General features: G+C 71.2%; 23 protein-coding genes and 1 pseudogene. 9 read left to right on the forward strand and 15 right to left on the reverse strand.

Going from position 1 to position 24,992, the window contains the following annotated elements; translation table 11 throughout:
* The first annotated feature begins 15 nt into the window (after positions 1-15).
* A complete protein-coding gene (locus ACWV17_RS24290; RefSeq protein ID WP_455355743.1) occupies positions 16-480 on the forward strand; it encodes a protein-tyrosine phosphatase family protein in 465 nt (154 codons plus the stop codon).
* Between the two features lie 75 nt (positions 481-555).
* Positions 556-1,611, forward strand: coding sequence for a LacI family DNA-binding transcriptional regulator (locus tag ACWV17_RS24295; RefSeq protein ID WP_455361376.1), 1,056 nt, complete (start codon positions 556-558; stop codon positions 1,609-1,611).
* A 22-nt stretch (positions 1,612-1,633) separates the two neighbouring features.
* On the opposite strand, the gene ACWV17_RS24300 is transcribed toward ACWV17_RS24295, so the two are convergent.
* The 4 genes from ACWV17_RS24300 to ACWV17_RS24315 all read right to left on the reverse strand — a co-directional run bounded on the left by ACWV17_RS24300 (position 1,634) and on the right by ACWV17_RS24315 (position 6,359).
* On the reverse strand, positions 1,634-2,344 hold the full coding sequence (locus tag ACWV17_RS24300; protein WP_455361377.1) for a sulfite exporter TauE/SafE family protein: 711 nt from the start codon (positions 2,342-2,344) through the stop codon (positions 1,634-1,636).
* Positions 2,341-3,750 carry an amidohydrolase family protein gene (locus ACWV17_RS24305; protein WP_455361378.1) on the reverse strand — a complete coding sequence of 470 codons (1,410 nt, stop codon included), beginning with the start codon at positions 3,748-3,750 and terminating at the stop codon, positions 2,341-2,343. Before ACWV17_RS24305 ends, ACWV17_RS24300 begins: the two co-directional genes overlap by 4 nt.
* Before the next feature lie 96 nt (positions 3,751-3,846).
* Entirely contained in the window at positions 3,847-5,226 is a 1,380-nt protein-coding gene (locus tag ACWV17_RS24310; protein ID WP_455361379.1) for a uracil-xanthine permease family protein, read from the reverse strand.
* Between the two features lie 188 nt (positions 5,227-5,414).
* Positions 5,415-6,359, reverse strand: a complete 945-nt coding sequence (locus tag ACWV17_RS24315; RefSeq protein WP_455355748.1) for a nucleoside hydrolase — start codon at positions 6,357-6,359, stop codon at positions 5,415-5,417.
* A gap of 86 nt (positions 6,360-6,445) precedes the next feature.
* Between ACWV17_RS24315 and ACWV17_RS24320 the strand changes: the two are divergent.
* The 4 genes and pseudogenes from ACWV17_RS24320 to ACWV17_RS24335 form a co-directional block, all read left to right on the forward strand.
* Positions 6,446-6,628, forward strand: a pseudogene (locus ACWV17_RS24320) (ABC transporter permease subunit); the annotation flags it as partial.
* Between the two features lie 184 nt (positions 6,629-6,812).
* On the forward strand, positions 6,813-7,571 hold the full coding sequence (locus tag ACWV17_RS24325; protein WP_455361380.1) for an IclR family transcriptional regulator: 759 nt from the start codon (positions 6,813-6,815) through the stop codon (positions 7,569-7,571).
* Positions 7,572-7,688: 117 nt separating this feature from the next.
* The gene (locus ACWV17_RS24330; protein ID WP_455361381.1) at positions 7,689-8,090 is read left to right on the forward strand and encodes an STAS domain-containing protein; all 402 of its coding nucleotides are present in this window, start codon (positions 7,689-7,691) and stop codon (positions 8,088-8,090) included.
* Positions 8,091-8,309: 219 nt separating this feature from the next.
* Positions 8,310-8,660 (forward strand): hypothetical protein, encoded by a 351-nt coding sequence (locus ACWV17_RS24335; RefSeq protein ID WP_455361382.1) that lies wholly within the window; start codon positions 8,310-8,312, stop codon positions 8,658-8,660.
* Between the two features lie 82 nt (positions 8,661-8,742).
* On the opposite strand, the gene ACWV17_RS24340 is transcribed toward ACWV17_RS24335, so the two are convergent.
* The 4 genes from ACWV17_RS24340 to ACWV17_RS24355 form a co-directional block, all read right to left on the reverse strand.
* Positions 8,743-9,849, reverse strand: a complete 1,107-nt coding sequence (locus ACWV17_RS24340) for a YihY/virulence factor BrkB family protein (RefSeq protein ID WP_455361383.1) — start codon at positions 9,847-9,849, stop codon at positions 8,743-8,745.
* A gap of 81 nt (positions 9,850-9,930) precedes the next feature.
* Positions 9,931-10,740, reverse strand: coding sequence for an ABC transporter permease (locus tag ACWV17_RS24345; protein WP_455361384.1), 810 nt, complete (start codon positions 10,738-10,740; stop codon positions 9,931-9,933).
* The gene (locus ACWV17_RS24350) at positions 10,737-11,738 is read right to left on the reverse strand and encodes an ATP-binding cassette domain-containing protein (protein WP_455355754.1); all 1,002 of its coding nucleotides are present in this window, start codon (positions 11,736-11,738) and stop codon (positions 10,737-10,739) included. The genes ACWV17_RS24345 and ACWV17_RS24350 overlap by 4 nt, the downstream gene beginning before the upstream one ends.
* Before the next feature lie 107 nt (positions 11,739-11,845).
* Positions 11,846-12,637: an SDR family NAD(P)-dependent oxidoreductase gene (locus ACWV17_RS24355; RefSeq protein ID WP_455361385.1), complete on the reverse strand. Its 792-nt coding sequence runs from the start codon at positions 12,635-12,637 to the stop codon at positions 11,846-11,848.
* 103 nt (positions 12,638-12,740) lie between these two features.
* Here ACWV17_RS24355 and ACWV17_RS24360 point away from each other — a divergent pair, with 103 nt between their 5' ends.
* Complete coding sequence (locus ACWV17_RS24360) at positions 12,741-14,981, forward strand: catalase (RefSeq protein WP_455361386.1); 2,241 nt, start codon at positions 12,741-12,743, stop codon at positions 14,979-14,981.
* An 82-nt stretch (positions 14,982-15,063) separates the two neighbouring features.
* Here ACWV17_RS24360 and ACWV17_RS24365 read toward each other — a convergent pair whose 3' ends face one another.
* The 3 genes from ACWV17_RS24365 to ACWV17_RS24375 all read right to left on the reverse strand — a co-directional run bounded on the left by ACWV17_RS24365 (position 15,064) and on the right by ACWV17_RS24375 (position 19,560).
* Complete coding sequence (locus ACWV17_RS24365; protein ID WP_455361387.1) at positions 15,064-17,709, reverse strand: SpoIIE family protein phosphatase; 2,646 nt, start codon at positions 17,707-17,709, stop codon at positions 15,064-15,066.
* 92 nt (positions 17,710-17,801) lie between these two features.
* Positions 17,802-19,352, reverse strand: coding sequence for an FAD-dependent oxidoreductase (locus ACWV17_RS24370; protein WP_455361388.1), 1,551 nt, complete (start codon positions 19,350-19,352; stop codon positions 17,802-17,804).
* A 52-nt stretch (positions 19,353-19,404) separates the two neighbouring features.
* Positions 19,405-19,560 carry a hypothetical protein gene (locus ACWV17_RS24375; protein WP_455355759.1) on the reverse strand — a complete coding sequence of 52 codons (156 nt, stop codon included), beginning with the start codon at positions 19,558-19,560 and terminating at the stop codon, positions 19,405-19,407.
* 190 nt (positions 19,561-19,750) lie between these two features.
* Between ACWV17_RS24375 and ACWV17_RS24380 the strand changes: the two genes are divergently transcribed.
* Positions 19,751-19,933, forward strand: a complete 183-nt coding sequence (locus ACWV17_RS24380) for a hypothetical protein (protein ID WP_455361389.1) — start codon at positions 19,751-19,753, stop codon at positions 19,931-19,933.
* A 27-nt stretch (positions 19,934-19,960) separates the two neighbouring features.
* Here the strand turns inward: ACWV17_RS24380 and ACWV17_RS24385 are convergent, their stop codons facing one another.
* Positions 19,961-21,145: a zinc-dependent alcohol dehydrogenase gene (locus ACWV17_RS24385; RefSeq protein WP_455361390.1), complete on the reverse strand. Its 1,185-nt coding sequence runs from the start codon at positions 21,143-21,145 to the stop codon at positions 19,961-19,963.
* 219 nt (positions 21,146-21,364) lie between these two features.
* Here ACWV17_RS24385 and ACWV17_RS24390 point away from each other — a divergent pair, with 219 nt between their 5' ends.
* Positions 21,365-21,643, forward strand: a complete 279-nt coding sequence (locus tag ACWV17_RS24390) for a DUF5133 domain-containing protein (protein ID WP_455361391.1) — start codon at positions 21,365-21,367, stop codon at positions 21,641-21,643.
* Here the strand turns inward: ACWV17_RS24390 and ACWV17_RS24395 are convergent.
* The 3 genes from ACWV17_RS24395 to ACWV17_RS24405 form a co-directional block, all read right to left on the reverse strand.
* Positions 21,625-23,427: a thiamine pyrophosphate-requiring protein gene (locus ACWV17_RS24395; RefSeq protein ID WP_455361392.1), complete on the reverse strand. Its 1,803-nt coding sequence runs from the start codon at positions 23,425-23,427 to the stop codon at positions 21,625-21,627. The two genes, ACWV17_RS24390 and ACWV17_RS24395, sit on opposite strands and share 19 nt — an antisense overlap.
* A gap of 432 nt (positions 23,428-23,859) precedes the next feature.
* The gene (locus tag ACWV17_RS24400) at positions 23,860-24,135 is read right to left on the reverse strand and encodes an isoamylase early set domain-containing protein (protein ID WP_455355765.1); all 276 of its coding nucleotides are present in this window, start codon (positions 24,133-24,135) and stop codon (positions 23,860-23,862) included.
* Between the two features lie 82 nt (positions 24,136-24,217).
* Positions 24,218-24,979, reverse strand: coding sequence for a uracil-DNA glycosylase (locus ACWV17_RS24405; RefSeq protein ID WP_455355766.1), 762 nt, complete (start codon positions 24,977-24,979; stop codon positions 24,218-24,220).
* Positions 24,980-24,992 lie beyond the last annotated feature (13 nt).

The following is a 24,992-nucleotide window of genomic DNA, read 5'->3' on the forward strand; positions in this document are numbered from 1 at the left end:
GGCGGTGGGACGGGCGTGAACGGGACCTGGGACCCCACCGCCCCCGGCGTCCTGCGGCTTCCGTCGGGGCGGCTGGTGCGGGGACGGGCGCTGCGCCGGCCGCTTCCGGCCGGTCCACGGCCCGACTACGCCGTGTACCTGCTGGGCAGACGGCCTCCCGAAGTGCCGTGGGAAGCCCGGTGGCTGCGGTGGCCGGACTTCCGGCTGCCCAGCAGCCCTGCCGAAGCCCGGGAGGTCCTGACCGGGGCATGGGCGCGTGCCGGCGTCGCGCGGGTCGAGGTCGCCTGCGGCGGAGGTCGTGGCCGCACCGGCACCGCGCTGGCCTGTCTCGCCGTACTCGACGGAGTACCGGCCGACGAGGCGGTGGACTTCGTCCGCCGGCACTACGATCCGCGCGCCGTCGAAACCCCCTGGCAGAAGCGGTTCGTCCGCCGCTTCGGCGGGTTCGGCCATCCGGCCTCCGCGCCCGGCGGCGGGTGAGGGAAACTGTGACCAGGCGCGCGGTGACGGAAGTCCGCGCGACGAAGTGAGTGTCAGCGAGGAGCCTGCGCGCAGATGTCCAGCACCGGCCGTCCCGGGTCCCGGCCTCCGACGATCTCCGATGTCGCCCAGGCCGCGTCGGTGTCGAGGACGACCGTCTCGCACGCCCTCAACGGGATCGGCAAAGTCGATCCCCGGACCCGTGAGCGCATCAAGGCGATCGCCGCCGAGCTGGGCTACCGGCCGAACCTCCGCGCCCAACGGCTGCGCCGCGGGCAGGCCAAGGCGATCGCGCTGGCCTCCTCGATGCCGTTCGCGGTGGCCGGCGGGCCGTCACGGCTCGGGTTCTACATGGAAGTTGCCGCCGCTGCCGCCGAGCGGGCGCTCGTGCACGAGTTCGCGCTCGTGCTCGTGCCGCCGGTGAAGTCCGGCTCGGGGCTGGAGTCGGTGGACATCGACGGCGCGATCGTGGTGGAGCCCGACGAGAACGACGCGGCCGTGGCCCAACTCGTGGCGCGTGGGCTGCCGTACGTCACCCTGGGCCGGCAGGTGGCCGGGCCGGAGGCGGCGCCGTACGTGGATCTGCGCGGAGACCTGGTCGCCGGGCTGCTGCTGGAGCATCTGCGCGAACAGGGCGCGCGCCGTCCGGCGCTCCTCACCGGCTCCGGGACCCGGCACTCCGCGGTGGACGCGCGCGCCGCGTACGAAACGGCCGCCGCGGCACACGGCTGGGACCCGGTCACCGTCACCGCGCCCGAAGACGGCGGCGAACAGGCCGGATACGAGGCGTGCGCCGCGCTGCTCGCCGCACATCCGCAGACCGACGCCGTCTGCGCGCTGGTCGACGCCTTCGCCGTCGGGGCGGTCCGCGCGATCACCGACAGCGGCCGGACGATTCCCGGCGACGTCATGGTCGTCACCCGGTACGACGGGCTGCGCGCCAGGACCTGCGCACCGCCGCTGACGGCCGTCGACCTGCGCCTGGACCAGGCCGCGGCCGACGCGGTGGAACTGCTGCTCGGGCGGCTGCGCGGGGAGGACACCGCTGCCGTCGTCCCCGCGCCCGAACCCCGCCTGGTACCAAGGGCGTCGTCCCGCAGAGTCCCTTCCCCGGGTCGGCGCACCGGCTGAATCAGCGTGTTCCGCGCGGTCCTTACGTACCGATGATCAGAACCACCCCGGAGACGGCGGCGAAGGCCAGGACGAAGAGCCGCATCCGCCGGGCGTCGATCCGGTGGTGCACCAGCCGGCTCAGCCACGCGCCGAGCGCCAGGGCGGGCAGCAGCAGTGCCGCCCAGACCAGTTGCCCCGGCTCCCCCTGACCGGTGGCGAAGAGCAGCCCGAGCGAGGCGACCTCGCCGACGAGGAAGCACAGCGCGACCGTGGAACGCAGTTCGGCCGGCGGGCGGTGCTGGTAGACCAGCGCCAGGGGCGGCCCCCCGACGCCGGTCGCCGTCTCGGTGAGACCCGTGACGACTCCGGCGCCGAGGTAGGCCGCCCGCCCCGGCGTGAACTTCGGCGCCGCCAGGCTCACCAGCGCCGCGAGCAGCGTCGCTCCGCCGACGAACAGACCGAGGTCGCGGTCGGGGATCGCCCACAGCAGGAGCAGCCCGCCCGGTGTCGCCGCGAGCCGCGCCGCCGAGATCCAGCCGGCCCCGCGCAGGTCCAGCGAAGCCCGCTCGCGCCACGCGACATGAGCGTTGAGCGGGATCATCGCGGCGAGCACGACCACCGGCACCAGCTCGGGCCGCAGGAATCCGGCCACCGGCGCGACGATCAGCGCGAAGCCCAGGCCGCTGGCGCCCTGGACGAACGCGGCGACGGCCACGGCGAGACCGAGCAGCGCCGCGATCTCGACGGTCACAGCGCCCCGCTCTGCGCCCGGTGCCGGACCGATGTGGGATGGACGCGGGTGATGGGTGCGCGGGCCACCACCTCGCGGCCGAGGGCGGCGGCCCGTTCGACGAAGGCCGGCCCGTCCCAGTCGGTGGGCCAGCCCTCCCACAACCGCAGCCGTCCGGCGACGAACACGGCGGTGATCTGGTCGCGGTTGGCCAGCCGTACGAGTTCCCACGGCAGGTCCCAGGACGGGCGCATCTCGGGGCCGGTGACGTCGACGAGCAGGAAGTCGGCCGCGGCGCCGGGGGCGATCACGCCCGTACGGCCGCCGAGGCCCACGGCGTCCGCGCCCCAGCGGGTGGCGTGCTCCAGCCAGGTCCAGCCCGCGCCGCAGGAGGAGTCGCCCACGGCCAGGCCGTGGACCAGGCGTTGGGCGAACTCCGCCGCCTCGACCAGCCGGAACGCGTCACCGCGCGTGCCGTCGGTGCCCAGCCCGAACCGGATGCCCCGTTCGGCCATGGTGGTGGCCGGGGCCACGGCGTTGCCCTTCCAGGCGCTGGCGACCGGGTTGTAGCTGATGGCCGCACCGCTGCCGGCCAGGAGGGTCAGTTCGGCGGGGGTGAGCAGGGTGGCGTGGGCGGCGAGGAGCTGGGGTCCCAGGGCGCCGACCGCGTGCAGGTACTCCAGGGGGCGTACGCCGTGGCGTACCAGGGACCGTTCCACGGCGGCGAGATGCTCGTTGACGTGGATCTGTACCACCGCGCCGGCCTCGGCGGCCAGCCGGGCGGTGTCGTGCAGGGTACGGGCGGTCGCGGCCTCGGGCACCGAGATCGCGAGCGAGGCATGGACCAGGCCGTCGCCTTCGTAGCGGGCGAGGTGCTTCTCGGCGGCGGCCAGGGTCTGAGGGGTGTCGGCGGGTCCGCCCGTACCGTCGATGTCCGCCGCGTCGTTGCAGACCAGTCCGAGTACGCAGCGGATGCCCACCTCGCGGGTGGCCGTCGCCAGCACGTCCACGTCCACGGACGCGCGCGTGCCCGCGTCGGCGACGGTCGTGAATCCGCCGCGCAGCGACTCCAGGGCCGCCAGCTTGGCCGAGACGTAGGCGGATTCCTCGTCGAGCGCGTTCTCCAGGGGCACCCAGACCCGGCGGAAGATCTCCGACGGCTCACCGAAGGCGAGGGAGGAACCGAAGCTCTGGGTGAGGTGGTGGTGGGCGTCCACGAAGCCGGGCATCAGGACGTGTCCGGCGAGGCGTACCGGGGTCAGGTGGGGGTGGTCCCGGGTCAGTTCGTCCACCGGGCCGACGGCGAGGAAGGTTCCGGCGGACACGACGACGGCGTGCTCGTGGGCGGGGCCTTCGGGGGTCAGCACCGCATCGGGTACCAGGAGGAGCGCGTCGGCGCGCAGTTGGTCGGGGGTCGGCCGGCTCATGGGTCTCATTTCTTGCTCGGACTTACTGGACGTGCTCGGGCGTGCTCGGGCGTATTCGGGTTCGCTCGGATTGCCCGGGTGTGGGGTGGACGCGGCTCAGGGGGCCGGGGTGGCGGCCGGCACCTGCGCCGGGGCTTCGCTCGCGCCGGGTGTGCCGCGCCGCCGCAGCCGGGGCCGTACGTGGTGGAAGAGGACGTTGAGGACCGCGGCGACGAACGCCCCGACCGCCACCCCGCTCTCCAGCAGGATGCGGAGGTTGGGCGGGAAGCCCCCGTACACACCGGGGATGAGGATCGGCAGCAGGCCGAGGGCGATCGCGACGGCGCAGATGAACGTGTTGGAGTGGTCGTCGAGGTTGCCCCGGCGGCCCAGCATCTGCACGCCGAGCACGGTGATCACGGCGAACACCACCATGGCGGTGCCGCCGACGACGGCCGACGGGATGACGCTGATCGCGCGGGTGATGGGCGCGAGGAAGCCGATGAGGATGAGCACGACTCCGGCCGCGGCGGTCACGTACCGGCTGCGCACGCCGGTGACGCGGACGATGCCGATGTTCTCGCCGCTGGTGACCATCAGCGGCAGGCCGACGAAGCCGCCGAGGAGGGAGGTGAAGGCGTCACCTCGGATGGTCTTGGGGACGTCGGTGCGCTGGTCGATCTCCTTGCCGACGGCCTCGGCGTTGATGACGGTCTGGCCGGTGGCCTCGGCCATGGAGGCGAGGCTGTACAGCATCAGCGGGAGGGCGGCCAGCAGGTTGAACTGGGGAGAGCCGAACGGCAGCAGCTGCGGTACGTTCAGCAGCCCGCCCTCGGTGACCGCGCCGAACTCCGTGCTGCCGATGAGGAAGGCCAGTACGGTCCCCGCGATCAGGCCGAGCATGACGGCGAGTTGGCGCAGTACGCCGCTGAACAGCCAGTAGAAGGCGACCGTGAAACCGATCGTCGCCATGCCGAGGAGGAGGTTGGTGGTGTCACCGAAGCCGGGCGTGCCCGGCCGTCCGGTGACGAGCACCGCGCCGACCTTCACCAGATTGACGCCGACGATCACGATCATCGTGCCGATGACCAGGGCGGGGAAGAACTTCAGCAGCCGGGAGAACACCGGCAGGACGACGAAGTAGAAGGCGGCGGTGAGCAGCACCGCGCCGGTCGCCGTGGGCAGGCCGTGCTGCTCGGCGATCGCCAGGAACAGGATGAGCGGGGCGCCGCCGGGCAGCATGACGAACGGCAGCTTGGGTCCGAACTTCCAGGGGCCGAGCGACTGGATCAGGGAGCCCACCCCGGAGAGCAGGAAGGCCGCCGAGAGCAGGTTGACGGTGAGATCCGCGTCGAGTCCGAGGGTGGCGCTCATCAGGAAGATGGCCGAGATGGGGGTCGCGGCCATGACGAGCACGTGCTGAATGCCGAAGAGGATCAGCCGGCCGTAGGGGCGGGATTCGTCCACGGGGTGGGGTGGGGCTGCGGGGCTGGACACGTTCGAGCTCCGTTCGGCTCACTTCCGGCTTCGGACGGGTCACCGGCTACGGGTTTCTGGGGGACGTGAGATAACTGCCAAATCGATTTGGCCAAATCGATTTGGCCGCCAGTATGCGAGCAGCCTCGCGCAGGCGTCAAGGGATGTGCGGGGGCGGTTGCCGTCCGGTCGGCCCGGGCCGCGCCGGGTCAGCCCGTACGCCGGCCGAGGGCTTCGACCGCGCCGATCACCCGGTCCCAGTACCGTTCGCGGTCCAGTGCCACAGCGACCCGCGCGTTGACGGGCCGGCCGAGATACCCGTGCAGGTCCACCACCGTCGCGCCGCGGGTGAAGTGCCCGTGCAGTTCGACCACCACGTTCGCGTCGACGCAGCGCACGATCTCCGGGTCGATGACCCGGGCCACCGCAACCGGGTCGTGCAGCGGCGGGGACTCGAAGCCCCAGAGCCGCCGATAGGTGGACCCGAAGAAGGTCATCAACTGAGCACAGGTACGGCCGAGTTCGGTGCCGAGGCCGTCGAGGCGGGCCAGCACGTCGTGGGTGGCGAGCGCCTGATGGGTGACGTTGAGGCCGCACATGGTGACCGGCACACCGCTGCGGAAGACAATGTCCGCGGCTTCCGGGTCGGCATGGATGTTGAACTCGGCCGCCGGTGTCCGGTTCCCGCGTTCGGTGGAGCCGCCCATGAGCACGATCTCGTGGATACGGGCGGCACTGTCGGGATACCGGGTCAGCAGGAGGGCGATATTGGTCAGCGGGGCGGTCGGGACGAGGGTGACGGGCTCCGGATGGCCGGTCAGGATCCGGTACATCAGGTCCACCGCATGCCCGGGCACCACGTCCACCGTCGGCTCCCCGAACCGCGGCCCGTCCATGCCGGAGTCCCCGTGCACGTCGCCCGCGACATCCAGGGGCTGGACGAGCGGCTGTCCGCATCCGGCCGCGAGGGGAACGCCGGTGATTCCGGCGACGGTACAGACCCTGCGCGCGTTCAGGGTGGTCTTCTCGACCGTCTGATTGCCGGCGACCGTGGTGATCGCGAGCAGCTCGACGGAGGGATCTCCGGCGGCGAGCATGATCGCCAAGGCGTCGTCGTGCCCGGGATCGCAGTCGATGATGATCGGGACAGGCACGGTGCTCCTCGGCGTCCGGACGGGAACGTCCCCAGTGTGACGCTGCGGGGGCCGGGCCGCGCCCCGGACGCCTCACCGCCGGAGGGCTGCCGACGGAGGTCGAGGAGGGCGCACGCCCGGACGGCGCGAACCCGTTAACGATCTACTGGCGGATCGCGCTGCCGCCGGCCCGGCCCGGACTGCTCGCACTGGGCATCCTCACGTTCCTGTGGTCGTGGAACGACCTGATGTGGCCGATGGTGGTCAACACCGACCCGAAGCAGATGCCCCTGTCCGCGGGGCTTGCTTCGTTGCAAGGCGCCCACCTGACCGACTATCCGGTGCTGATGGCGGGTTCACAGCCGGTAAACGGACCGCGTCCGCGCCGGAACAGCGGGCACATTCCCCAGCGGCGGCGGCGACGAGCGGGCCGGCAGGGTTGCCCAGGAGGCGCGCCGAGCCCAGGCTGGAGGCATGGGCGGTCAGGACGGTCCCACACTCATCACCTCCGTGCAGCGAGCCTTCCGGCTGATCGAGGCAATCGGCTCCCACGCGGGCGGCGCGCCGGCCAAACAGCTGGCCCGCGAGACCGGCCTGGCCCTGGCCACCACGTACCACCTGCTGCGCACCCTGACGCACGACGGCTATGTGCAGAAACTGGACGACGGCGCCTTCGTCCTCGGCGAGAAGCTCGGCGCACTGCACGGCGGCAGCCGGGACCAGGCACTCCTCAACCGCGTCCGCCCGGCACTGGCGGCCCTGCGCGACGAACTGTCCGCGGCCGCCTACCTCACGTTCTACGAGGACGGGGAGATCCGTGTCGCAGAGATCGTGGACGGACCCCGTGCCCCTCGCGTCGACCTCTGGGTCGGGTTCGAGGACGCGGCGCACGCGACGGCGCTCGGCAAGTGCGTGCTGCGCGCGCTGGACGACGCCGGCCGGGCCGACTACCTCTCCCGGCACACGCTCAACGACCTCACCCCCCGGACCATCACCCATCAGTCCGAGCTTCTCAAGCGGCTCGACTCCACCCCCGACGTCCCGGTCGTCACGGACCTGGAGGAGTACAGCCTCGGCACGGTCTGCGTCGCGGTCCCGGTCCTGCGGTCGAACACGCTCGGTTCGCTCGGCATCTCCCTGCGCGCCGACCGCTCCGCCGGCATGGAGAGCGCCATTGCGCACCTGCTGGCCAGCGCGCAACGGGTGACCCGGGGCCTCTCGCTCACCATCTGAAATCCCCGCCCTTGTGGCACACCCGCAGGAGCCCGTTACCTAGACAAAGCGGACAAGCCACGCAGCGGAGTGCGGGTGGGTCCGGGACGGCACGACGGGAGAGAGGGAAGACCGAGGGTGCGTACACAGGTACTCGGGCAACACGCGTCCGTGGGCGCGTACACGGACAACGGCTGGACCGTCCTCGAACCGGCCGGCGAGGTGGACATCTGCTTCTCGCCCCGGATCCGCGCGGCGGTCATCGGCCTGCTGCGCGACGGCCACCGCCACTTCGTCCTCGACCTGCGCCTCGCCTCCTTCCTGGATTCCACCGGCCTCGGCATGATCGTCGCCGTCACCAAACGGATCAGGGACCACAAGGGCTCGCTGCGCATCGCCTGTGCCGACGAGTGGCTCCTCAAGGTGTTCAGGATGGGCGGCCTCCGCCACGTCTACGCCTTCCACGGCTCGGCCGAGGAAGCGATCAGCGACACACCCACCCACAACGGTCTCGCGCACTGGCCTCACCTCCGGCACTGACCGGGACCCCCGGCGGCGAGACACACAGACGATGTGCCATCGACCGCGAACACATCGCGTCGGGCAGGTCCCGTGCCCCACGGCCGGCGCGACCACGGAACGGCGCGGCGGGCGCTGAACGCGCCGGTGCGGTGCTGCGTATCAGTGGGCGCACGACCGTACCCGTGGTGCGCGGCGCTTCCTGCCATGGCCCTGTCCCGAGACCTTGAGGATCAGCCCATGAACGACCCCGTCAGCCTTCCCCTCCAAGCCCTCCCCGACGGGGAGGCCGAACTGCGTCTGGTGCTCCGGCTCGCCTGGGACGATGTCGCCGCGCTCGGCCAGGAAGCCGGCCGGCTCGCCGCGCAGATGCAGCGCCCGGTGACCCTCGACGAAGCCGCCAGTCACCGCTTGCGTACGCGGTCGGCCGCGCACGCGAAGCCCGCGCCGGATCGTGGCCAGCCGTTCGCCGCGCCCTCCACCGTGTCCACCCTCACCGCCCGCACCCCCGGTGAGCACGCGCGCCAGGCGATAGAGAAGATCAACCGGACCGCCGGCACCGACCACGGCTCGGCCCAGACCTCGGCCTGATCACCCCGGTCCGGCCCCCCGGGGCCGACAGGCTGATCGCCGTCGGCCCCGGGGGCCGCTGTCCGGGGCTGTCTCCCGAACCTCAGACGTCGCCCATGCGCCTGCGGTCACCATCGGTCCACTTGCGGGTGTCACGGGGCTCGACGTAGGGCTCTTCCTCCCTGGGGTGGCCGCCGATGATCGCGCGCTCCCGCGTCATCTCCGCGTCGAACTCCAGGCCAAGAACGATCGCGAGGTTCGTGATCCACAACCAGACCAGGAAGATGATCACTCCGGCCAGGGTGCCGTAGGTCTTGTTGTACGAGCCGAAGTTCGCCACGTACAGCGCGAAGCCGCCCGAGGCGATCAGCCAGATCACCAGGGCGAGAAAGCTGCCCGAGGTGACCCACTTGAAGCCGCGGCCCTTCGCGTTCGGCGACGCCCAGTAGAGGATCGCGATCATGATCGTGACCAGCAGGATCAGCACCGGCCACTTGGCGATCGCCCAGACCGTCATCGCGGTGCCACCGATGCCCAGGGCCGTGCCGGCCTGCTGGGCGAGGGCGCCGGTGAACACCACGATCAGCGCACTCACGCAGGCCAGGATCATCAGCACCAGGGTGACCACGACACGCAACGGGGTGATCTTCCATACCGGGCGCCCCTCGGGGATGTCGTAGATGGCGTTGGACGTGCGGATGAACGCGGCCACATACCCCGAAGCCGACCACAGCGCGCCGAGCAGGCCCACGATCAGCAGCACCGACCCCGTACCACTGCTGGACTGCAACTGCTCGACCGCGCCGGTGATGACGTCCCGCGCCGAACCGGGGGTGAGCTGCTTGAGGTTGTCCAGGATCGTCCGGGTCGCCGACTCGCCCGCGATGCCGAGCAGCGACACCAGCACCAGTAGCGCGGGGAACAGGGCCAGCACCCCGTAGTAGGTCAGCGCAGCCGCCCGGTCGGCGAGCTCGTCGTCCTTGAACTCCGTGACCGTGCGCCGCAGTACCGCCCACCACGATTTCCCGGGCATCTCGGTGGGCGTGTCCGGGGCGGCCGACTCCACCCGCGGGTCCGGACCCGCCCGGTCGCCGTGCTCCGGCCTCCCGTCCTGCCCGCCGTCCGGCCCAGGGGCGACGCGCTCGTGCCCCTCCGGCTCCGCCTCCGGGTGCCCCACATCCTGACGTCTGGTTCGCCATTTCGATGCCATGCCCCTGCGGGTAACCGCAAAACGGTCCGGTGAACCTGCTCCCGCTGCCCCGTACGAGCGTGCTCCCCCTGTCAGGCCCTGTCAGGCCCGGGACCGGTACGCCCGCATCGCCAGGGGTATGAACACCACCGCGATGCCCACCGCCCAGGCCAGGGACCACAGGACCGGCCGGCCGGCGCCGGTGCCGAGCAGCAGGCCGCGGAAGGCGTCCGACAGATGCGTGACGGGGTTGACGTCGACCCACGCCTGCAGCCAACCCGGCATGGTGTCGACCCGGACGAACGCGCTGCTGGTGAACGTGAGCGGGAAGATCAGCGTGAACGCGAAGACCTGCACCTTCTCCGCGTCGCCGGCCAGCATTCCGATGAGCACCGCGGTCCACGACACCGCTGCCGCGAACGTCAGCAGCAGCACGAGCGCGGCGAGCAAACCGCCGAGCCCACCGGTGATCCGGAACCCCAGCAGCGTGCCGAGCGCGATCATCAGGAGCATCGCCCAGAGCTGCTTGGCCAGGTCGGCGGTGATCCGCCCGAACAGGGGTGCCGACCGGGCGATGGGCAGACTTCGCAAGCGGTCGAAGACACCCTTGGTCAGGTCGGTGTTCAGGGCCATGGCGGTGTACATGCTCATGAAGAGCGTGTTCTGGACGATGATCCCGGCCAGCGCGTACTGGAGGTAGTCCTTGGGTGAGCCCGCCATCTGGCCACCGAAGACGTAGGTGAACAGGAACACGAACATGATCGGCGTAATGCTGTAGTCGACCAGTTCGAGCGGGTTGTGCTTGACCGACACCAGGCTGCGCCACGCCATCGTGGCGGTCTGCCGCAGCGCGGGCAGCGGCCGCACCCTGCCGCTGTGCCCCATCGTGTCGGTGATCGTCACGGTGGTCATGACCGGCTCACCACCGTCTCGTACCGCTCCTCGCCGCCCTCGCCGGCATCGGCCTCGGTCCGCTCCGGTTCCGCCCGGTGACCGGTCAGCACCAGGAACACCTCGTCGAGCGAGGAGCGCCGCAGCGTCAGCTCGGCGACCGGAATGCCGGCCTGGTCCAGCCGGCGCACCACCGCCGGCATCAGGGCGGGATCGTTGACGGGTGCCGTGATCTCGCCGCCCTCGATCTTGGCCTGCGGCCCGGCTTCCTCGATCAGCAGCGCCTGCACCCTGGCGAGGTCGGCCGCGTGTACCGGCCGCAGTTGCAGAACTTGGCCCCCGACCTGTGATTTCAGCTGGTCCGGCGTTCCTTCCGCGATCACCCGGCCCTTGTCGATCACCACGATGTCGTGGGCGAGCCGGTCGGCCTCGTCCAGATACTGCGTGGTCAGCAGAGCCGTCACGCCCTCCGCGACCAGGCCGCGCAGCATGTCCCACACCTCACCGCGACTGTGCGGGTCCAGTCCGGTGGTCGGTTCGTCGAGGAAGAGGATCTGCGGCCGCCCGACCAGGCTCGCCGCCAGGTCCAGGCGCCGCCGCATGCCTCCCGAGTATGTCTTCGTCGCTCGTCCCGCCGCGTCACTGAGCTGGAAGCGGTCCAGCAGCTCCGCCGCCCGGACACGCGCCTGCGAGCGCGGCATGCCCAGCAGCCGGCCGATCATCAGCAGATTCTCGGTGCCCGTCAGGTTCTCGTCGACCGCCGCGTACTGCCCGGTCAGACCGATCATGGAGCGCACCAGGCCCGCCTCGCGTACGACGTCGTGCCCGCCGACCTCCGCCCGCCCGCCGTCCGGCGCGAGGAGCGTCGCGAAGATGCGGACCGCCGTCGTCTTGCCCGCGCCGTTGGGCCCGAGCAGGCCGAGCACCGTGCCGGCCGGGACGGTGAGATCCACCCCGGCCAGCGCCTGGGTCTCCTTGAACTGTTTGGCCAGACCTTCCGCCTGGATCGCGTAACTCATGGGATCCCCTCGGGTCCACGGATGCCGGAGTGCGGTCACTTCCCTCAACTGTGACGTACGCCACTGACAATCCGCGCGCCCCCGGATCTCCCGGGACGGGGGACTCCTTACCTGCCTGAGCCGGGTTCCGCCATGCGCCGGTGCGCGGCCGCTTTCAGCCTGTCGGGCAGAACCTTGTTGGCGACGCCCTGCGCCTTGGTCTTCAGCGACCCGGCGACGACCTTGCCCCGTCCGCTCATCAGTGCGTCGAACCCGTCCTTGGCGACCCTGGCCGGATCGTCCTTCGGCTGCCGGCCGACCTTGGTGTCGTCCATGCCCGCCCGGCGGAAGAAGTTCGTCTCGGTCGGGCCCGGCATGAGCGAGGTGACCGTCACTCCGGTGTCCTTGAGCTCGTTCTGCAGCGCCTCGGCGAAGGACTGCAGGAAGGACTTCGAGGCGTTGTACACCGCCTGGAAGGAGCCCGGCATCGTCGAAGCGATGGAGGACGTGATGAGGACCCTGCCGTCTCCCGCCGCGACCATGTCCGGAAGCAGGCGTTTGGCCAGATGCACCGTCGAGGTGATGTTCAGGTCGATGATTCTGGCCTCGTCCGACAGATCGGTGTCGAGGAACGCCCCGCCCCGGCCGACTCCGGCATTGAGGGCGGCGGCGCTGACCGGCCGGCGGGTCACCGCGATCGAGGCGTAGAGCTGCTCCACACCGTCGTACGTGGCGAGGTCGGCGCGTACGACCTGGACGTCGGCGCCGGCGGCCCGCAGCTCCTCGGCCGCCTGCTCCACACCGGGGTCCTCGGCGCTGACCACAAGATCGAATCCGTTGTCGGCGAATTGCTTGGCGAGTTCGAACCCGATACCGCTGGAGGCACCGGTGACGACTGCCAGAGGCTTGATGAGGTTCATGCCGGGCGGCTACCCAGCGCGGTTTGATCTATTTCATGCGGGTTACTGGTGGACAGACGGCTTCCGCCTCGCGCATCCGCTCGTCCCCGTCCCAGGAGGAATCGTGGAGAAGTCCCGCCCCGTCGATGAGCAAGCAGTGATCCCCGGGCGCCCCGCCGGCGAAGCGCCCTCCCGCCCGGAACCCACGGTCCCCCGGGAACCGCTGCCGCCCAAGGCCGACCAGAGCGGTCCCGAGGCCGTCTCCCCGACCGGGAAGCCCACCGGCGCTCCCCCGGCGTCCCGGAGCCAGGGCGGTGCGTACCTGACGACCGCTCAGGGAACGCGGCTGTACGACACGGACCACTCGCTCAAGGCGGGCCCGCGCGGACCGGTGCTCCTGCAGGACCACCACCTGCGGGAGAAGATCATGCACTTCGACCACGAGCGCATTCCGGAGCGCGTGGTCCATGCCCGGGGCGCGGCAGCACACGGGGTGTTCCTGGGATACGGGACCGCCGGCTCGGTCACCAGGGCGGCGTTCCTCGGACGGGACGTGGAGACACCCGTCTTCGTCCGTTTCTCCACGGTGCTGGGCTCGCGGGGATCGGCCGACACGGTGCGGGACACGCGCGGATTCGCGACCAAGTTCTACACGGACGAGGGCACGTTCGACCTGGTGGGAAACAACATCCCGGTCTTCTTCATCCAGGACGCCATCAAGTTCCCGGACGTCGTCCACGCCGCGAAACCGCACCCCGACCGTGAGATCCCGCAGGCCCAGAGCGCGCACGACACGTTCTGGGACTTCGTCTCGCTGCACACCGAGGCCACGTTCCACACGATGTGGAACATGTCCGACCGCGGCATTCCGCGCTCGTACCGGATGATGGAGGGCTTCGGCATCCACACCTTCCGCCTGGTCGACGAGGAGGGCGGGACGACGCTGGTGAAGTTCCACTGGAAGCCCAAGGCCGGTGTGCACTCGCTGTTGTGGGAGGAGGCCCAGCTGATCGGCGGCCTCGATCCGGACTTCCACCGCCGGGACCTCGCCGATGCGATCGAGGCGGGTGCGTTCCCCGAGTGGGAGCTCGGCATCCAGGCCTTCCCGGACACCCCCGACCAGACGTTCGAAGGCATCGACCTGCTGGATCCGACGAAGATCGTGCCGGAGGAGCTGGCACCGGTCCAGCCGATCGGCCTGATGACGCTGAACAGGAATCCGGAGAACTACTTCGCGCAGACCGAGCAGGTCGCCTTCCATCCCGGACACCTCGTGCCCGGCATCGACATCACCGACGACCCCTTGCTCGCCGGCCGGCTTTTCTCCTACCTCGACACCCAGATCTCCCGCCTCGGCGGCCCGAACTTCGGCCAGATCCCCATCAACCGGCCGCAGGCCCCCACCAACGACATGCTGCGCGACGGCATGCACCAGACCGCCGTCCACGTCGGCGTCGCGCCCTACCGCCCCAACTCGCTGGACGGGGGCTGCCCGTTCCTCGCGGGCGCCGACATGGGCGCGTACGTCGAGGTGCCCGTGACCACGCCCGAGGCGAGCAAGGTCCGTGACGCCCCGGCGTCATTCGCCGACCACACGAGCCAGCCCCGGCTGTTCTGGCTGAGTCTTACGCCGGTCGAGCGCGAACATCTCATCGCCGCCTACACCTTCGAGCTCGGCAAGTGCTACGAGAACGCCGTCAAGGAACGCATGCTGGGGGTGCTCGCCGGGATCGACACCGACCTCTGCTCGCGGGTGGCGGAAGGCCTCGGTCTGGCCGCGCCCGGGCCCGGGAAGCCGTTCCCGTTCGCCGAGCCGAGCCCGGCGCTCTCGCAGGTGGGCCAGACGTGGCCGACCACCGGGCGGATCGTCGGCGTCGTCGTGGACGAGAGCTGCGATGTCGCCGGAGTACGCGCGGTACGGCAGGCGGTGTTCGACGGCGGCATGGTGCCGCTGCTGATCGCCCCCACCGGCGGCGTACTGGACGGGGACGGCGCCGAGCCGCTGCCCGTCCAGCGCACGTTCGCCACGGCACGGTCGGTGGAGTTCGACGCGCTGCTGCTGGCCTGCGCGCCGGCGCCGGGTGCGGATGCGTACGGGGCGCGGGACGCGAAGGCCGCTCATGCCGGCCCGGGCGGGCCGGGCACCTCGGACGTGGACCCGCGGGTGACCCTCATGGTCGGCGAGGCGTTCCGCCACGCGAAGCCGCTCGGCCACTGGGGCGACGGCGCACGCGTGCTGTCGGCGGCGGGATGCCCGGCCGACGCGCCCGGTGTGGTCGGCGGCGAACCGCAGAACGTACTGGAGGAGGTCACCGGCCTGCTCGCGGAGCACCGGGTCTGGGCGCGGTTCCCGGCCTCCGTCTGATCCGAGGAGCCCGCCCCCGCTACCGCGCTACCGCGCTACCGAGAGGAGAAGCCATGTCCGACGAGGCACGCGGCGACGACGTCTACCAGCCCGAGAGGGAGATGGGGAGGAATTGCTCGGTCCAGATGATCTTCCCTCTGGGGGTGTAGCGGGTGCCCCAGCGCTCTGTGCACTGGGCCACCAGGAAGAGGCCGCGGCCGCCTTCGTCGGTGAACGCGGCGCGACGCAGGTGGGGTGCGGAGATGCTGCCGTCGGAGACCTCGCAGATGAGCGAGCTGTCGCGTAGCAGACGGACCTGGATGGGCCCGGTGCCGTGGCGGATGGCGTTGGTCACCAGCTCGCTGAGCACCAGTTCGGTGGTGAAAGCGATTTCCTGCAGGCCCCAGTCGTTCAGTTGCCGGACGGCGGCCTTGCGCACGTCGGCGACCGCATTGGGGAGGACGGGCACGTCCCAGCTCGCGATCTGCTCGGCGGCCATGACGCGGGTACGGGCGACCAGCAGGGCGATGTCGTCGTCGTTGTCGGTGGGCAGGAGAGCGCTGAGGGCCGCGTCGCACGTGTGTTGGGGAGGGCGGTCGGGGTGGGCGAGCGCAAGGCGAAGGAGTTCGACTCCGGTGTCGATGTCGCGGCTGCGGGATTCGATGAGCCCGTCGGTGTAGAGGGCGAGTTGGCTGCCCTCGGTGATGTCGAGCACCAGGGTCTCGAAGGGGAGCCCGCCCACCCCCAGCGGTGGCCCGGCAGGGACCTCGAGGAACGCGACGGAGCCGTCGGGGTGGATGAGGGCGGGCGGGGGGTGGCCCGCGCGGGCCAGGGAACAGCTCCGGGAGACCGGGTCGTACACGGCGTACAGGCAGGTGGCGCCCACGATCTCGTCACCGCCGCCGGCTGAGGCCGCGTCATGGTCGATGCGGCTGACGAGGTCGTCGAGGTGGGTCAGGAGTTCGTCGGGGGGCAGGTCGAGCGCGGAGAAGTTGTGCACGGCGGTCCGCAGACGGCCCATGGTGGCGGCGGCATGCAGGCCGTGGCCCACGACGTCGCCGACGACGAGGGCGACACGTGCGCTGGACAGCGGGATCACGTCGAACCAGTCGCCGCCCACTCCGGCTCGTGCAGGCAGGTAACGGTGGGCGACCTCCACGGCCACCTGCTCGGGTGTCCCACGCGGCAGCAGGCTGCGCTGCAGTGTCACGGCGGTGGTGTGCTCGCGCGTGTAGCGGCGGGCGTTGTCGATGCAGACCGCCGCACGGGCGGCCAGTTCCTCGGCGACGGCCAGGTCGTCGGTCTCGAACGGCTCGGACCGGGTCGAGCGTGAGAAGGTCGCGACTCCAAGGGTGACACCACGGGCGCGTAGAGGGACGGCGATGAGCGAAGTTTCGCCGCCTTCCGGGCCCGGGCCGCCGGGCTGGGCGGGCCCTGCCGTGGGGCCGTGCACACCGGGTGCGAGGACTGCTTGTCCGGAGTCGAAGGCCCGGGCCTGTGGCGTCGACGGCCCGTGTCCGATGAGCTCGCCCACGGGGCGTAGCGGGCCGTCCGCTCCCATGCCGGCGGCCGCGACCCGGCGCAGGCGCGCGCTGCCGTTGGAGGGCTCCTCTCCGGCCAGCACGGACTCCACAAGATCGACGATGCCGGTGTCGGCGAACCGTGGAACCGTCGCCTCCGTCAGTTCCTCGGCGGTCGTGGTCACATCCAGAGTGCTGCCGATCCGCGCAGTGGCCTCGTTCAACAGCCTCAGCCGTCCGCGGGCCACGTCGGCCTTGCCGGTCAGCGCCCGCAGTTCGGTGGTGTCACGGAGGGTGGCGACGCTCCCGTACCGACGACCACGCCCCTGCGTGGGGCGGAGGTTGACGGCCAGCACCCGTTCTCCGGCGAGGTGGATCTCATCGGTTGCCGACCGCCCGGAGGCGAGGAGGTCGGCGAGGGGCGCTTCCAGCCCGAGGTCGATGACGGGACGGCCCTGTATGTCGTCCGGCAGGCCGAGCAACCGCTGCGCCTCGTCATTGGCGAGCAGCAGCCTGCGCTCGCCGTCGATGATGAGGACGCCTTCACGCACGGAATGCAGAACGGCGTCGTGGTGCTCATACAGGCGGGTGATCTCCTGTGGCCCCAGGCCACGGGTCTGGCGCCCCAGCCGTCTGCTGATGAGCGCGACCCCGCCGGTGGCGAGGAGCAACGCGCCACCGGCAGAGGCGTACAGGAGCGGAAGCTGCGCCACGCCCTTCGACTCGATCCCCGCCGCGACGACGCCGATGACCGATCCGTCACGCCCCGTGACAGGTGCCAGACCCTGAATGGTCTCACTGAAAGGCCCGTCGCCGGACTGCGTGTAGGTCTCACCGCCGAGCGCCCGGTCGATACTGCCCGGGTAGGGCTGTCCGATCTGTGCCGGGTCGGGGTGGGTGTACAGAGTGCCCTGTGGGCTCATTACAGCGATGAATTCCGCGTCGGACAGCGAGGTGGCCTCCTCGGCGCGCGGCTGAAGGGACGCCGAGGGGTCGTCCCCGCCGAGTGCGGACACGGTTGCGGGGGAACTCGCGAAGGTCCGGGACACGGCCAGCGCCTGCTCACGGGCGTGCTCCTGACTGTGCTCGATCGCGCTCCACACAAAGGAGCCCACCGCGGCCGCGAAGAGCAGCGACACGACCGCCACCAGCAAGACGAACACCTGTGTGGCGACGCTGCGCAAGCCCAGCGCCGCTCGCCAGCCCCGTGCGTCCGGTACGCGGCCCATTTATCACGCTTACCACGTATCACCGGGGTTCGCCATCGTTCCCAGATCGCCGCCGGCGACACCGAGCCGGCAGCGACCGACGTTGACCGGTGTCAGGACGGGCCTTCGGGGGCCTCCTCCACGTCGCGCTTGTCCAGGGGGCGGTTGGCCGGGCCCTGGATGACGTCGCCGTCGATGCTGAAGCGCGAGCCGTGGCAGGGGCACTCCCAGGTGCGCTCGGCGTTGTTGAAGGCCACCAGGCAGCCGAGATGAGTGCAGCGCGCGGTCAGCGCGTGCGCCGTGCCGTTCTCGTCGCGGTACACCGCGCAGCGCTCCCCGGCGACCCGCACCACGGCGCCCGTACCCGGCGCGACGTCCGCGGCCGACGCGGGGTCCGGTGTCCGCAGCCGGTCCCCGACGAAGTGCTTGCCCACGTCGGCCTGGTGCTTGAGGAACCCCGCCGCCTCGCGCAGCAGCGCGCTCTTCAGCCGCCGCGGATCGTACAGCTCCGCCCACGGCGATTCGCCGCCCTCGATGAGTGTGGCGAGCAGCCTTCCCGCCATCACCCCGCCGCTCATGCCCCAGCCGCCGAAGCCGGTCGCGACATACGCGTGGTCCCCGCCCGGGTGCATCCGGCCCACCAGCGGCACGGTGTCGGTCGGGTCGTTGTCCTGCGCCGCCCAGCGATGGGTGAGGGTGACGCCGGGGAAGCGGTCCTGGGCCCAGGCCGCGAGTCGTGCGAAGCGTTCGGACGTGTCCCCCGTGCCGGGCGTGAAGGATTCGCCGGTGACGATCAGCAGCCGGCGGCCCTCCCCGTACGGAGCGGTGCGTACCGAACGCGTGTTGTTCTCCTGGGTGATGTACATGCCGGCCGGGTCATGGTCGGCGTCGACGGGCCCGGCGACCACCAGTTCGCGGCGCGGCGAGAGCCGGGTGAAGAGCATCGCCCGGTCGAAGAGCGGATAGTGCGTGGCGACGACGACGCTCCGGGCGGTGACGGTCAGGCCGGCGGCTGTCCGCACCCGGCAGGGCTCACCCTCCTTCAGCTGGGTGACCCGGGTCCGTTCGTGGATCACGCCGCCGCGCGCCTCGATGTCGTCGGCGAGCGCGAGCAGGTACTTGCGGGGATGGAACTGCGCCTGGTCCTCGACGCGTACCGCGCCCGCGACGGCGAACGGCAGCCCGGTCTCGCTGACGAACGAGGCGTCCAGTCCCGCTTCGGCGGCCGCTTCCGCCTCCGCGCGCAGCCCGCCGGCCCGGGCCGGATCCTCGCAATACGTGAAGGCGGGCGCCCGCTCCAGCTCGCAGTCGATGCCGAGTTCGGCCACGACGCCGGCGACGTGATCGACCGCCTCGCGCTGGGACCGCGCGTACAGCCGGGCGCCCTCCGGGCCACGGGTCCGGCGCAGCCGGTCGTAGATCAGCGTGTGCAGCGCGGAGAGCTTGGCGGTGGTGTAGCCCGAGACACCCGCCGCGACCCGGCCGGCCTCCAGCACCGCCACGCTGCGCCCGGTACGGGACAGCTCCCAGGCAGTGCTGAGGCCGGCGATGCCCGCGCCGACCACGACGACGTCGACCTCGATGTCCTCGGAGAGCGGGGCGCGCGGGGGTGCCTGCGCCGTTTCCATCCAGTGCGACTCGTACACGCCGGGAAGGGTCGTCATGCAGGGCAGGTGTCCACAAAGGGCCGTCCGATGCGTTCTCCGGCGAAGTTTCTCAGTCCTCGCCCCGGACGATGTTCCACTCGGGGCTGTTCTCCTGCGGCTCCCCGGCGTCCCGTCCCTTTTCGGCGATGGCGGGGCGGCAGGTGCGTATGCGCTGTTCGCGGGGGGCCTGTCTGGTTGACGGTTCGGTGTCGGTCCGCGGGTCCACGGCTGACATCTCCTCTGGTCGTATGCGTCCTGGTGGAACGCATGGGTCTCGGGTACCCCCTGGCACGCCGCTCATACGGCCGACACCGCCCAGGTGGTGAAAAATGCGCAAACCGGGCACATGTCTCACGTCATCGGCGTCGACCCTCGACGCCGAGCAGTGGACGCACGCCCGGTCCGGAGGGAGACACATGAGCGAGCAGACACCGTCCCAAGCCGAGGGCGAGCGGGACGACGACGACCGCCCGATGCCGCCGAGGACCACCCCGTCCCAGGCCGAGGGCGAACGGGACGACGACGAGGACGCGGACGAGGCCACGGACCACACGGGCCACGCGGAAGACGGCACCGGCGACGGACCGGCCTCCGCGTGACCCGTATGTCGGAAACCCCCAAGGCGCTCAGGGCTTGAGCAGCGTCTTGATCATGCCGTCCCCCTTGGCCTGGAACTGGGCGTAGGCCTTCGGCGCGTCCTCCAGCGGCAAGCTGTGGGTCGCGAATCCCTCCACGCCCAGCGGGTCGCCGTCCCCCAGCAGCGGCAGGATGTCGTCCACCCAGCGCTTGACGTTCGCCTGCCCCATGCGGAGCTGGATCTGCTTGTCGAACAGGGTCAGCATGGGCAGCGGGTCGGTCATCCCCCCGTACACGCCCGCGAGGGAGATCGTGCCGCCCCGCCGGACCACGTCGATCGCCGTGTGGAACGCCGACAGCCGGTCGACACCGGCGTGTTCCATCAGCCGCTCGGCGACGGCGTCCGGCAGCAGTCCCGTCATCCACTGCGCGGTCTTCGCGATCGGCGCACCGTGGGCTTCCATTCCCACCGCGTCGATCACGGCGTCCGTGCCGCGTCCGTCGGTCAGATCGCGGATGGCGTCGCCCAGTTGCTTGCCGTGGTCGCGCAGGTCCATCGCCTTGATCCCGTGTGTGCTCGCCCGCGCCAGCCGTTCCGTCACCAGGTCAACGCCGATGACCAGGCCCGCACCCCGGTGCAGCGCGATCCGGGCCGCCATCTCACCGATCGGCCCGAGTCCGAGCACCGTCACCGATCCGCCGGGCGGGATGTCCGCGTACTCGACGGCCTGCCAGGCGGTGGGCAGGACGTCGGACAGGTAGACGAAGCGTTCGTCGGGCGGGCCGTCCGGCACCTTGATCGGCAGGTGGTCGCCGAACGGCACCCGCAGGTACTCCGCCTGCCCGCCGGGCACATGGCCGTACAGCTTGGTGTAGCCGAACAGGGAGGCACCCATGCCCCGTTCGCGCACCTGGGTGGTCTCGCACTGGGAGTGCAGACCCTGGGTGCACATGAAGCAGGTCCCGCACGAGACGTTGAACGGGATGACGACCCGGTCGCCGGGGGTCAGCGTGGACACCCCCTCGCCCACCTCCTGGACCACGCCCATCGGCTCGTGGCCCAGGATGTCGCCGGGCTCCAGGTACGGGCCCAGCACCTCGTACAGATGCAGGTCGGAGCCGCAGATGCCGGACGACGTGATGCCGACGATCACATCCGTGGGGTCCTTCAGCTGCGGGTCCGGCACGGTGTCCACCCGGACGTCCCGCCGGCCGTGCCATGTCAGTGCGCGCATGATGTGCCTCCGTTACGCATCGCCTTTCGGAGCGCGTTCGGCGCCGTCCTCGCGGGTGCCCGGGAGGCATGCGCCGAAACGAGGCCTCGGCAAGGCGGTGCGGCCGTACGTGGCGCGGTGCGGCCGGGCTTCCACCCGCTCCGGTGGAGAACTTCCCCCAGGTGGCGGAGAATGGGCAGCCGAAGCAGGCAGGAACCCCCTCACACGAGGAGGAGTTACATGCTGTTGCCGGACCACGACCTGATAGGCAGTCTCCTCATCCGGTATCGCGAGCTGGAACGCCGCATGCTCGCCGATCCGACGCACAGCGAGAATCGCGACCGTTTCGAGGACGCGGCCTACACGCTGTGCGTACTCCTGGGCCAACGCACCGCACGTGAGGCGGCCCTCGAGGCGGAGAAATACGTCAGGCAGCAGCAACGCGCCCGCACCGGGCGGGCCGAGAGCCCGGAACCTCCCAGGAGTTCCGGGCCGCCGCCTCATCCGTCGTTGCGGTGACGGCCTCCGGGGAGCAGGTCCTGCACCTTGGCCTTCAGTCCCTGGCGGAGCATGCCTCCCCGGTCGCTGTCGCCCTTGAGGACCGCCGCGGTGGCGGCCTCGATCTGGTCGAGATCCGCGTGCGGAGGAATCGGCGGCACGGCCGGATCGGTACGGAAGTCGATGACGAACGGACGGTCGGCGCCCAGCGCGCGATGCCAGGCGGTCTCGACGTCGCCGGGCCGCTCGACCCGTACCCCGTCGAGACCGATGGAACGCGCGAAGTCGGCGTAGGGAACGTCCGGGATCTCCTGCGAGGGCAGGAACTGCGGTGCCCCCGCCAGCGCGCGCATCTCCCAGGTGACCTGGTTCAGGTCCCTGTTGTTGAGGACGGCGACGATCAGCCGCGGATCATCCCATTCCCGCCAGTACTTGGCCGCGGTGATCATCTCGGCGAGGCCGTTCATCTGCATCGCCCCGTCGCCGACCAGCGCGATCGCCGGCCGGTCCGGGTGGGCGAACTTGGCCCCGATCGCGTACGGGACGCCCGGCCCCATGGTGGCCAGCGTGCCGGACAGTGAGCCGCGCATCGAGCCGCGCAGCCGCAGATGACGGGCGTACCAGTTGGCGGCGGAACCGGAGTCCGCGGAGAGCATCACGTTGCCGGGCAGCAGGCCGTCCAGCGCGTGCACGACGTACTCCGGATTGACCGGGTCGGCGTCCACGGCGGCGCGCCGCTCCATCACCTCCCACCAGCGGGCGGTGTCCTTCTCGACCTTCTTGCGCCACGAGCCGTGCTTCTTCCGCTTGAGCAGCGGCAGAAGCCGTTTGAGTGTCTCCTGCGCGTCCCCGACGAGATTGACCTCGAACGGATAGCGCAGTCCGATCATGAACGGGTCGATGTCGATCTGCACCGCGCGCGCCTGGTCGAACTCCGGCAGGAACTGCGAGTACGGGAAGCTGGATCCCACCACGAGCAGGGTGTCGCAGTCCCGCATCATCTCGTACGAGGCACGGGTGCCCAGCAGCCCGATCGAACCCGTCACGTACGGCAGGTCGTCCGGCAGCGCGTCCTTGCCCAGCAGCGCCTTCGCGACACCCGCGGCCAGCACGTCGGCGAGTTCCTCGACCTCCGGCCGTGCGCCGCGGGCGCCCTGCCCGATGAGCACGGCGACCTTCTCGCCCTCGTTGAGCAGTTCGGCGGCCCGGGCGATCTCGGCGTCCGCCGGAACCGGCGCGTAGGAGACCCGGCCCAGGCTGGAGGGCACCATCTTGAACGCGTGCTGCGGCGGCGTGTAGTCCAGTTCCTGGACGTCGGCCGGGATGATGACGGCGGTCACGGTCCGTCGCGCGTATGCCGTGCGCAGGGCGCGGTCGAGGACGTTCGGGAGCTGCTCGGGGGTGGTGACCATCTCGCAGAAGTCGGACGCCACGTCCTTGTACAGGCTCAGCAGGTCGACCTCCTGCTGATAGGAGCCGCCCATGGCGCTCCTGTTGGTCTGCCCCACGATCGCGACGACGGGGACGTGGTCGAGCTTCGCGTCGTACAGCCCGTTCAGCAGGTGGATCGCACCGGGACCGGAGGTCGCGGCGCACACGCCCACCTTGCCGGAGAACTTCGCGTAGCCCACCGCCTGGAACGCGGACATCTCCTCGTGCCGCGACTGGACGAACTTGGGCCTGTTCTCGGCCCGTCCCCAGGCGGCGAGCAGCCCGTTGATTCCGTCGCCCGCGTACGCGAACACATGGTCGACCTCCCACTCCCGCAGCCGCTGGAGAACGAAGTCGGACACCTTGATCGACACGTGAAGTCCCTCTCTGCTTCCGCCGGTACCCGGGCCCTACGCCCGGCTCCGGTGCCGGGACGCGCAGGCGCACGCCCCGGCTCGTGACTGCCGTGACCGGCGCGCGCGTTGCGCGCGCCGACGGGCCGCCGGATTGAGCCGCTCGGCCACCGCGGCGGCGCCGGTGAGGCCGACGGCATAGGCCTGACGGCCCACCTCCGTGCCCAGCCGCACGACGCGGCGCCACAGCCTCCGGCTCACGGGCTCCGCGCGTCCGCGCGCCTCGGACGAACCGGTCGCCGCCGGTGGGGAGGGGGATATGCCCGGCCGGCTGCCTGTGCGTTCCATCGGACGATCCTCACTCTCGGTGGACGGCGGTGGGCGGCGGCGGTCGGCGGCGGTGCGGACGCACTCCCCGCCCGGGTACCCGCGACGCGATGCCGAAACCCGGGATCAGGTGTGCACGACGCTGTTGTGACCGTCCTGCTCGTCGGCGTGGTCGTCGTTGAACCAGTAGTCGCCATGGGCGAGGTAGCGGAAGCCGTAGCGCTGCTCGCTGGGGAGCTCGAGGGTGACGGAGCGCGTGCCGTCGGTCTGCTCGACGAAGGGGTGCGCGCCGGGCTGCCAGTCGTTGAAATCGCCCACGACGCTGACGTGGCCACAGTCCCGGTCGGCGGGGATCACGAAGGTGATCTCGGTGTGCTTCTTGCCCCGATTACGCTCCAGCATGGCGGAACCTCTCTTCGAAGGGTTTGGCCCAGGATGGCCACCCTTCGCCCTCCCGGCGCGTCCTGTTGGGCCGACAGTGCGGTCAGTCGCCCGTACAGCCGAAGCTCCGGAGTCCCGCCGTGCGGGCCGCCGCGGTGAGGACTTCGGTGAGCATGGCGGGGGTGAGGCGTCCGGTGAACGTGTTGCGCTGGCTGACGTGGTAGCACCCGAACAGATGCAGATCCGGGCCGCCGTCGGTGGCCGCCAGGGTGACGTGCGCCCCGTGCGCGAACGCCGGCCGGGGCCGCGGCACGGTCCAGCCGGCGGCTGCCAGGGCGGGCAGCGCCGCCTGCCAGCCGAAGGCCCCCAGCACCACGACTGACCGTACGGTGGGGCGCAGCAGCTGCAGTTCCCGCACCAGCCAGGGCCGGCAGGTGTCCCGCTCGCCCGGTGTCGGCTTGTTGGCGGGCGGCGCGCAGTGCACGGGCGCGGTGACGCGTACGCCCCGCAGCCGCAGGCCGTCCTCCCGGTCCGTCGCCTCCGGTTGGCTGGCCAGACCCACTGCGTACAGGGCCGCGTACAGCACATCGCCCGACCGGTCGCCGGTGAACATCCGGCCGGTGCGGTTGCCGCCGTGCGCGGCCGGTGCCAGGCCGACCACCAGCATGGCGGCGTCCGCCGGACCGAAGCCCGGCACCGGCCGGGCCCAGTAGTCCCAGCCCCGGTAGGCCAGACGCCCCTCGCGGCCGGTCAGCTCCCGCCAGGCCACCAGCCGGGGGCAGGCGGAGCAGTGCGTCACGCGCTCGTCCAGGTCGGGAACGGAGCGGGCGCCGGGCGCTTCGCGTGCGGGGAACTCCGCGGTCATCGGGGGTCTCGTT

This window comes from Streptomyces mabaensis (assembly GCF_053763515.1).

What these genes read in the sequence shown, in the direction of transcription:
- ACWV17_RS24295 (WP_455361376.1), top strand. Translation starts at nt 556, where the DNA reads ATGTCCAGCACCGGCCGTCCCGGGTCCCGGCCTCCGACGATCTCCGAT.
- ACWV17_RS24305 (WP_455361378.1), bottom strand. Translation starts at nt 3,750, where the DNA reads ATGAGCCGGCCGACCCCCGACCAACTGCGCGCCGACGCGCTCCTCCTG.
- ACWV17_RS24325 (WP_455361380.1), top strand. Translation starts at nt 6,813, where the DNA reads ATGGGCGGTCAGGACGGTCCCACACTCATCACCTCCGTGCAGCGAGCC.
- ACWV17_RS24335 (WP_455361382.1), top strand. Translation starts at nt 8,310, where the DNA reads ATGAACGACCCCGTCAGCCTTCCCCTCCAAGCCCTCCCCGACGGGGAG.
- ACWV17_RS24340 (WP_455361383.1), bottom strand. Translation starts at nt 9,849, where the DNA reads ATGGCATCGAAATGGCGAACCAGACGTCAGGATGTGGGGCACCCGGAG.
- ACWV17_RS24345 (WP_455361384.1), bottom strand. Translation starts at nt 10,740, where the DNA reads ATGACCACCGTGACGATCACCGACACGATGGGGCACAGCGGCAGGGTG.
- ACWV17_RS24350 (WP_455355754.1), bottom strand. Translation starts at nt 11,738, where the DNA reads ATGAGTTACGCGATCCAGGCGGAAGGTCTGGCCAAACAGTTCAAGGAG.
- ACWV17_RS24355 (WP_455361385.1), bottom strand. Translation starts at nt 12,637, where the DNA reads ATGAACCTCATCAAGCCTCTGGCAGTCGTCACCGGTGCCTCCAGCGGT.
- ACWV17_RS24365 (WP_455361387.1), bottom strand. Translation starts at nt 17,709, where the DNA reads ATGGGCCGCGTACCGGACGCACGGGGCTGGCGAGCGGCGCTGGGCTTG.
- ACWV17_RS24370 (WP_455361388.1), bottom strand. Translation starts at nt 19,352, where the DNA reads ATGACGACCCTTCCCGGCGTGTACGAGTCGCACTGGATGGAAACGGCG.
- ACWV17_RS24380 (WP_455361389.1), top strand. Translation starts at nt 19,751, where the DNA reads ATGAGCGAGCAGACACCGTCCCAAGCCGAGGGCGAGCGGGACGACGAC.
- ACWV17_RS24385 (WP_455361390.1), bottom strand. Translation starts at nt 21,145, where the DNA reads ATGCGCGCACTGACATGGCACGGCCGGCGGGACGTCCGGGTGGACACC.
- ACWV17_RS24390 (WP_455361391.1), top strand. Translation starts at nt 21,365, where the DNA reads ATGCTGTTGCCGGACCACGACCTGATAGGCAGTCTCCTCATCCGGTAT.
- ACWV17_RS24400 (WP_455355765.1), bottom strand. Translation starts at nt 24,135, where the DNA reads ATGCTGGAGCGTAATCGGGGCAAGAAGCACACCGAGATCACCTTCGTG.
- ACWV17_RS24405 (WP_455355766.1), bottom strand. Translation starts at nt 24,979, where the DNA reads ATGACCGCGGAGTTCCCCGCACGCGAAGCGCCCGGCGCCCGCTCCGTT.